8 protein-coding genes and 1 other annotated feature are annotated in these 7,559 nt (G+C 28.7%); of the genes, 3 read left to right on the top strand and 5 right to left on the bottom strand.

Annotated features, from left to right (window positions below; all coding sequences use genetic code 11):
- A partial coding sequence (locus KQI16_RS12985) for an IS1/IS1595 family N-terminal zinc-binding domain-containing protein (protein ID WP_442861798.1) occupies positions 1 to 194 on the bottom strand: 194 nt, incomplete at its 3' end.
- Between the two features lie 122 nt (positions 195 to 316).
- On the opposite strand from KQI16_RS12985, the gene KQI16_RS07230 reads away from it, so the two are divergent.
- Complete coding sequence (locus tag KQI16_RS07230; RefSeq protein WP_216433181.1) at positions 317 to 811, top strand: hypothetical protein; 495 nt, start codon at positions 317 to 319, stop codon at positions 809 to 811.
- A gap of 71 nt (positions 812 to 882) precedes the next feature.
- On the opposite strand, the gene KQI16_RS07225 is transcribed toward KQI16_RS07230, so the two are convergent.
- Positions 883 to 1,266 carry a CoA-binding protein gene (locus tag KQI16_RS07225; protein WP_216433180.1) on the bottom strand — a complete coding sequence of 128 codons (384 nt, stop codon included), beginning with the start codon at positions 1,264 to 1,266 and terminating at the stop codon, positions 883 to 885.
- A 152-nt stretch (positions 1,267 to 1,418) separates the two neighbouring features.
- Positions 1,419 to 1,624, top strand: a binding site (T-box leader).
- Between the two features lie 46 nt (positions 1,625 to 1,670).
- Between KQI16_RS07225 and leuS the strand changes: the two genes are divergently transcribed.
- On the top strand, positions 1,671 to 4,121 hold the full coding sequence (leuS, locus tag KQI16_RS07220) for a leucine--tRNA ligase (RefSeq protein ID WP_216433178.1): 2,451 nt from the start codon (positions 1,671 to 1,673) through the stop codon (positions 4,119 to 4,121).
- A gap of 160 nt (positions 4,122 to 4,281) precedes the next feature.
- Here the strand turns inward: leuS and KQI16_RS07215 are convergent, their stop codons facing one another.
- A complete protein-coding gene (locus tag KQI16_RS07215) occupies positions 4,282 to 5,031 on the bottom strand; it encodes a hypothetical protein (RefSeq protein ID WP_216433176.1) in 750 nt (249 codons plus the stop codon).
- Between the two features lie 244 nt (positions 5,032 to 5,275).
- On the opposite strand from KQI16_RS07215, the gene KQI16_RS07210 reads away from it, so the two are divergent.
- Positions 5,276 to 5,605 (top strand): HesB-like protein, encoded by a 330-nt coding sequence (locus KQI16_RS07210; protein ID WP_216433174.1) that lies wholly within the window; start codon positions 5,276 to 5,278, stop codon positions 5,603 to 5,605.
- A gap of 59 nt (positions 5,606 to 5,664) precedes the next feature.
- On the opposite strand, the gene KQI16_RS07205 is transcribed toward KQI16_RS07210, so the two are convergent.
- Together KQI16_RS07205 and KQI16_RS07200 are read right to left on the bottom strand one after the other, a co-directional pair.
- The gene (locus tag KQI16_RS07205) at positions 5,665 to 6,534 is read right to left on the bottom strand and encodes a methionyl aminopeptidase (protein ID WP_216433172.1); all 870 of its coding nucleotides are present in this window, start codon (positions 6,532 to 6,534) and stop codon (positions 5,665 to 5,667) included.
- A gap of 185 nt (positions 6,535 to 6,719) precedes the next feature.
- A complete protein-coding gene (locus tag KQI16_RS07200) occupies positions 6,720 to 7,376 on the bottom strand; it encodes a hypothetical protein (RefSeq protein WP_216433170.1) in 657 nt (218 codons plus the stop codon).
- Between the last annotated feature and the right edge of the window lie 183 nt (positions 7,377 to 7,559).

Here is a 7,559-nt window from a genome sequence, read left to right as displayed (position 1 = left end):
CCATTACCACAAACAGGACAACGAGGATATCCTCTCAATATACGATTTTTCTTACCCCTACAATCTTCAAAAGTAAACTGACGTCTACAGTCTTTACATTGATATTTTTGATTACCTGCTTTGTCTTTTCCAAAGCGATAGAGATTTTGACTATGGCATCTTGGACATGAAATTTTATTCAATAATTTGCACATAATTTCATCTCTCCTTCGGAGGCATTTTGTTTTTCTCTATATATAAGATAACTCAAAGGGGAGATGAAATTCAAATATCATATAACTTAACAAAACTTAATTTTTAAGGTGGTGGAAATATTATGAAGGCAAAAGAACTTACTTTAAACGCTATTTTAATAGCCTTGACTATTATTATTTTATTCTTGAATAACATTATGCCCATAAGTACTTTCACTTTTCTTACCATAGCATCTTTGCTTATACCTATTGCAATTATCAGAGCTTCCGTAATGAGTGCTTTTCTAGTATATATAAGTTCTTCAATTTTAGGATTTTTACTTTTACCTAAAAATATTGTTATACTTTACTTTATCTTTTTTGGAATATACGGAATAATTAAATACTACTTAGAAAAAATAAATAAATACTATTTAGAATTAATATTAAAATTAATATTTTTTAATATAATCTTATTTATATCATTTTTTTTCCTTAGTCAATTTATTAATGTAAATCAAAATAAAATGCCTCAGTACCTGCTATTTCTAATTGCACAAGCAGCCTTCTTAATTTATGATTATGCTTTAACAGTTTTAATATCATGGTATTTGTCTCAAATTCATAAAAGAATTTGAGACAGTGACCAATCTAAAAAATAAAACTGCTGAACTAAACAGCAGTTTTTCTATTTCATAATTGTCAATTTTTATACCTTTCCTTCTTCTATCTTTCTAAGTTGAACTAAGGCACAATCTTTAAAAGCTTCTATATCATTTTTCTTGCAATATTCTAATATTTCATCACTTTCTGCTCCAGGTTGTATTAATATATGTTTAATTCCAAGATCTTTTGCTTCTTTTATATATTCATAGCCCTTAACTGGATTTATGCAAAGATCAATTACATCTATATCATAAGGAACTTCTTTTAAGCTTTTATATATAGAAGTTCCACCTGCAAAGTGAACTCCAGAAACATTATAACCCTTTTCTTCTAAAGCTTTTAATATTTTATAAGCGTATTTACTTTCATTTTTTACATCTCCTATAACAACCCAATTTTTCATATACATTAAATCTCTTGCTTCCATATTTTATCCTCCTGTTAGAATCATACTATATACTTATAATTATCATAAATATTTTAATTAATTCAATATTAATGCAGAATTATGTACATCACTTTGTTATATTGACTTATATTTTTTAATAATATATAATTAATTCCATTACAAGATAATATTTAATTGCTATGATTAGGAGTAGTACTATAAATTTTAATCTTCAGAGAGCTGTTGGTAGCTGCGAAACAGTGATTAGATTATAGGAACTTACCTAGGAGCTTACTTGTTAAAAGCAAGTACGGTAATACCGTTATAATTTCGAGTGAGAAAAAAACATAGTTTTTTTCTAATAAGAGTGGTACCGCGAATGTCCTTCGTCTCTTAATTGAGATGGAGGCTTTTTTATATTATAAATTATAGGAGGATTTATTATGGCTAAATATGGAACATCAATTGATAGAAAATGGCAAGCAAAGTGGGAAGAAACAAATCTTTATAAATTTGACCCAAATAATGAAGGCAAAAAACTTTATGTACTAGAAATGTTCTCATATCCTTCTGGAAGCCAGCTGCATGCAGGCCACTGGTTTAATTATGGACCTGTAGATTCTTGGGCTAGAATGAAAAGAATGCAAGGATATAATGTATTTCAACCAATAGGCTTTGATGCTTTTGGTCTTCCAGCTGAAAACTATGCAATAAAAACAGGAATTCACCCAAAAGATTCAACTGAAAAAAATATAGAAACTATGGAAAAACAATTAAGGGCCATGGGTGCCATGTTTAACTGGGAAAACGAAGTTGTAACCTGCAGACCAGATTATTATAAATGGACACAATGGTTATTCTTACAACTTTATAAAAAAGGATTAGCCTATAGAAAAAATGCACCTGTTAACTGGTGTCCATCTTGTAATACTGTTCTAGCAAATGAACAAGTTCTTGATGGAGCTTGTGAAAGATGCTCTACAGAAGTTACTAAAAAGGACTTAACTCAATGGTTTTTCAAAATTACAGATTATGCTGATGAATTACTTGAAAAATTAGATACCCTAGATTGGCCTGAAAAAACTGTTGCTATGCAAAAACACTGGATAGGAAAATCTACTGGAGCTGAAGTTACTTTTAAGGTAAAAGATTCAGATCTAAAATTTAATGTCTTTACTACTAGAGTTGATACTCTTTTTGGAGTTACATATGTAGTTCTAGCTCCTGAAAATGAACTAGTTGATCTTCTAACAACAGAAGAAAATAAAGCAAAAGTTGAAGAATACAAAGAACAAGCTAAGAAACAATCAGAAATTGAAAGACAATCTTTAACAAGAGAAAAAACTGGAGTATTTACTGGCTCCTATGCTATTAATCCTATTTCAGGAAAGGAAATTCCTATTTGGGTAGGAGACTATGTACTTGCAACTTATGGTACTGGTGCTGTTATGGCTGTTCCAGCTCATGATGAAAGAGATTTTGCTTTTGCAAATAAATTTAATTTACCTATTGAAAGAGTTATTAATAGCAAAGATGGTTCAGAAACAGAATTACCTTACTGTGAAAGTGGTATTTTAGTTAATTCTGCTGAGTTCACTGGATTAACTACTGAAGAAGCTAAAGAAAAAATAGTTGAAAAATTAGCTTCTCAAAACCTTGGTTCCAAGAAAGTTAATTATCGATTAAGAGACTGGTTAGTTTCTAGACAAAGATATTGGGGTGCACCTATTCCAGTTATTCATTGCGACGACTGTGGAATTGTTCCGGTACCAGAAGATCAATTACCAGTTGAACTTCCTTATAATGTTGAATTCACTCCAGACGGAAAATCACCATTAGCAAAATGTGATGAATTCATAAATACTACTTGTCCAAAATGTGGTAAGGCTGCAAAGAGAGATGCTGATACCTTAGATACTTTTGTGTGTTCATCTTTCTATTATTTAAGATATCCAGATAACAAGAATTCTGAAAAGGCTTTTGATAGCGAACTAATAAACAGACTTCTTCCTGTTGATAAATATGTAGGTGGTCCTGAACACGCATGTATGCACTTATTATATGCAAGATTTATCACTAAAGCTTTAAGAGATATGGGATATTTAAACTTCGATGAACCATTTAAATCTCTTACTCACCAAGGATTAATTCTTGGACCAGACGGACAAAAAATGAGTAAATCAAAGGGAAATACTATTTCTCCAAATGATTATATTGAAGAATATGGCTCTGATGTATTCAGAATGTATCTTATGTTCGGCTTCCAATATGTTGATGGCGGCGCATGGAGTGATGATGGTATTAAATCTGTAGCTAGATTTGTAGATAGAATGGAAAGATATCTAGAAACAGCAAGAGAAGCAATTAATAGGGGTAACAATGATAAAACTACTTTTGATGCTGAAGAAAAGGAATTAAACTTCTGGCTAAATAATGCAATAAAAGGTGTTACTGAAGATAGTGAAAAATTCCAATTTAATACTTCTATAGCAAGAATGATGGAATTTGTGAACGCTCTATCTAAATATCTACAAAAAGAAACTAAAAATCTAGAATTCTTAAGAAAAGCATGCATTGATTTCTTAAAAATTCTTGCACCATTTGCACCACACTTTGCTGAAGAACAATGGAGTTTATTCGGTTTAGACTTCTCAATTTTTAATGAAACTTGGCCAGAATATGATCCAAAGGCTCTAGTTAAAGATGAAGTTGAAATTGCAATTCAAGTAAACGGAAAAATAAAGGCTAAAATAAATATTCCTACAGACCTTGATGAAGAAGGTGTAAAAGCTGAAGCTTTAGCTAATGAGAATATTGTTGCTGCAATTGGAGATAAAAATATTGTAAAAGTAATAGTTATTAAAGGAAGATTAGTTAATATTGTGGTTAAGTAAAAGCACAATATTAACAATCGACAATTGACGATTAACAGTTAAAGAATAAAAATACTGCATAAATTTTTATGCAGTATTTTTTATGTTTATTTTTTAATTTTCAGTTTACCTAAAACTCCACCTAAATTGTCCATTATCCATTGATAATTATCCATCGATTTTAGTCTTCTTCATCAAATATTATTTTAAATTCTGCTAAAATCTCACTTACTAAATTTTCATCTAATTTTTTATAATAATTAAGTAAGCTTTCCTCTTGTAATGCAGTAAAGATTAATTTACTTCCTTCCATCCAAAGCTCTGGAACATAAACCCAAACTATTTCTTCATACCTGCAGCTTAAAAGAAAATGCTCATACCCCCAAAAGAAATATTCTTTTATATTATGAATCTTATTAAAACTTTTATAATCCTCTACTACTTTTTTGCTTAATTTATAGTAATAAATATCTACATAAAAAAAGTCAAAACTTTCTTTCTTTGCTTTATAAGCATCACCATAAACTATTCTAAGCTTATCATTGTTTTCAAAATTTGCTTTAAACAAATCTATTATTTCTTGTTCTTTTTCATAAACTACAACTTCTTTAACATTATCCTTTTTTAATAATTCATTAACTACATAGCCTAAACCTAAACCAACTACTCCTACTTTTCCTTTTGCAAATTTTATAAAAGTATATGAACTTTCAATTTCTATAGGAGATATTCTCATTAATTCTTTATTTGCTTTAAGAAGTCTAATTATGTTAACTGATATATTATCTTCTTTTTCATACATATATCCCTTAATATAGTTATCCATAATACTCTTTTTATCTATTTTAAAATCATTAATTGTATTCTCTTTAATTAGTTTATTGTATTCATCTATTTTCCTTAGTAAATATTCTTTATTAAAAGGTTTCAATTTTTTTCTTCCCTTCTCTTTTTAAGTATAATCTAAGTACAATTTAAATATACTAATATTATTCCACGATTTCATTATTAATTATATTGTCAATAAATTGTAATTACAATGATTATTATATTAAAATTTCCTAAATTCTTAAATATTACTAATTCTTAAAGTAAAAAACACTTGATATTTATATATACTATGTTATACTAGTGATATAAATTATCAATTAAATTTTTATATAGAAGGTGAAAATATGGATAAAATTTTAATAAGTGAAGAAGCTTACAAAGAATTTAAAGCATTCTTAGATGAAAATGAAGTAGATAACTACAGCATTAGAATTAACCTTGCAGGTTTTGGTTGTAGTGGGCCTGCTTTTAATATAACTGTTGATGAGCCACAAGAAGGAGATCTTGTAGAAAAAGTTCACGACATCACTTTTGTTGTAGAAGAAAACTTAATCGATGAATTCGGTGGTTTCAAGTTACTTTCAACTGAAGAAAATGAAGGTAGAGGATTATCTCTAAAACCAATAATTGAAGTTGAAGGCGGATGCGGATCTTGTGGTGGAGGATGCCACTAAAAAAAGGATTGCCTAGGCAATCCTTTTTTTAATTATCAATTGTCCATTATAAACTGATTTTATCTTGATAAAATCTCAGCTCCTGTTTCAGTAACTAAAACTGTGTATTCCCATTGTGCTGAATATCCTCCATCTTCTGTATAAACAGTCCATTCATCATCTTCATCAATGAATACTTCATAATCTCCTTCATTTATCATAGGCTCTATTGTAAATACCATGCCTGGAACTAAAACCATGCCTTCTCCTCTTTTACCAACATGGGCCACAAAAGGATCTTCATGAAACTTAAGTCCTATTCCATGTCCTCCAAAAGCTCTTACAACAGAAAAACCATTAGCTTCAGCATGTTCTTGTATAGCTGCTCCTATATCTCCTAAAAATCCCCATGGCTTAACTGCTTCAAAACCTTTATCCAGACATTCCTTTGCCACCCTAACAAGTTTTTCATGCTCTTCTGAAACATTGCCTATCATAAACATTCTTGAAGCATCTGAAAAATATCCATTGTATATTGTAGATACATCAACATTTACAATGTCGCCATCTTGTAGAATTGTATCTTCACTAGGAATACCATGACAAACAACATCATTTATTGATACACAAACACTCTTTGGATAACCACCATAATTTAAATCAGCCGGGATAGCACCATGACTTACTGTATAATCATAAACAAGTTTGTCTATTTCTTCCGTACTCATACCTACTCTTATTTTTTCTTGTATTAAATCTAAGACACCATCATTAATCCTTGCACTTTCTCTGATCCCCTGAATTTGTTTTTCATTTTTTATCATATCTCTTGTAGGTACTTCATATCCTTGATTTTTTAATTTATTTAATTTTTCATCAAATTCTAAGTGGCATTTCTTATACTTTTTGCCACTTCCACACCAACATATATCATTTCTATTTAAAATCATTTTTACCTCCATGTTAATAAAATTCACATTTGCATATTTTACTTGTATTATTAGTATTGCTATGAAACTATAAATATTTTATATATAGTATAACATAAATTTATCTTTTAATTTATTTTTAATAAAAAATTAATTAGCTTATCAATAAAAAAACAGCTGAATATTTCAACTGTTTCACACTATAATTATTCCTTTATAGTAAATTCATAAGTAAAATAAGGTTCCATTACTGAACTCATATCTTTTATAGCTTCAACCCAATGATTCTTTCTTATTGAAAGTAATTTCTTTTTTTCCTCATCTAAGTCTTTATAGTATTTACTATCAAACTCTATAAAATATTCATTTAAACTCCTACTTAAACTTTCTAATGTTAAGAAATTATTCAAATCATTTCCTTCTAATAATATAATTTCCTTATCATTATTCATTTGATAATTCATATATTCATAAAGTAAATTTTCTACTCTTTTATAAACGTCACCATAATTTTCGTTACTTTCAAAAACCTTTTTACCTATAGAAATCTTCTTATCATTGTTATAATTTTTATATTTCAGCCATAAATTATTGAATTCCTTATCAATAGAACTAAAATTTTTATACAAAGTAAATAATTCCTGATTATTTATACTTTTAGCCTTAATACATTTATTTAATAAAGTAGCTGAACTTTCATTTTTTGTTCTTATATCTAACAAACTGTTATAAGTTTCTCTTCCAAGCGAAATTCTATATTTAGAATTCAACAAGGAGGTGTAAATGTTTAAAACAAGACTTATAAACAATGTAACTACAATAATAATTCTATTATTATTTTTATTAGATTTAAAATCTCTCATACCTATCCCCCTGACTGCTTGTATTATAGCACATTCATATAAAAATTATCAACTGCCTAAATATAATCGAGTAGGAGCTGAATAATTATTTTATTCAGCGTCCTCTCACACCACCGTGCGTACCGTTCGGTACACGGCGGTTCAATAGAAATTAATGTACAAATGAATAAATTTCAGATATTG

It is taken from the genome of Caproiciproducens sp. MSJ-32 (genome assembly GCF_018918055.1).
In the GTDB taxonomy this organism is placed as follows: Bacteria; Bacillota; Clostridia; order Clostridiales; family Clostridiaceae; genus Clostridium.
The sequence above is the reverse complement of the archived record's forward strand: the minus strand, read 5'-3'. Positions and strand labels throughout refer to the sequence as shown.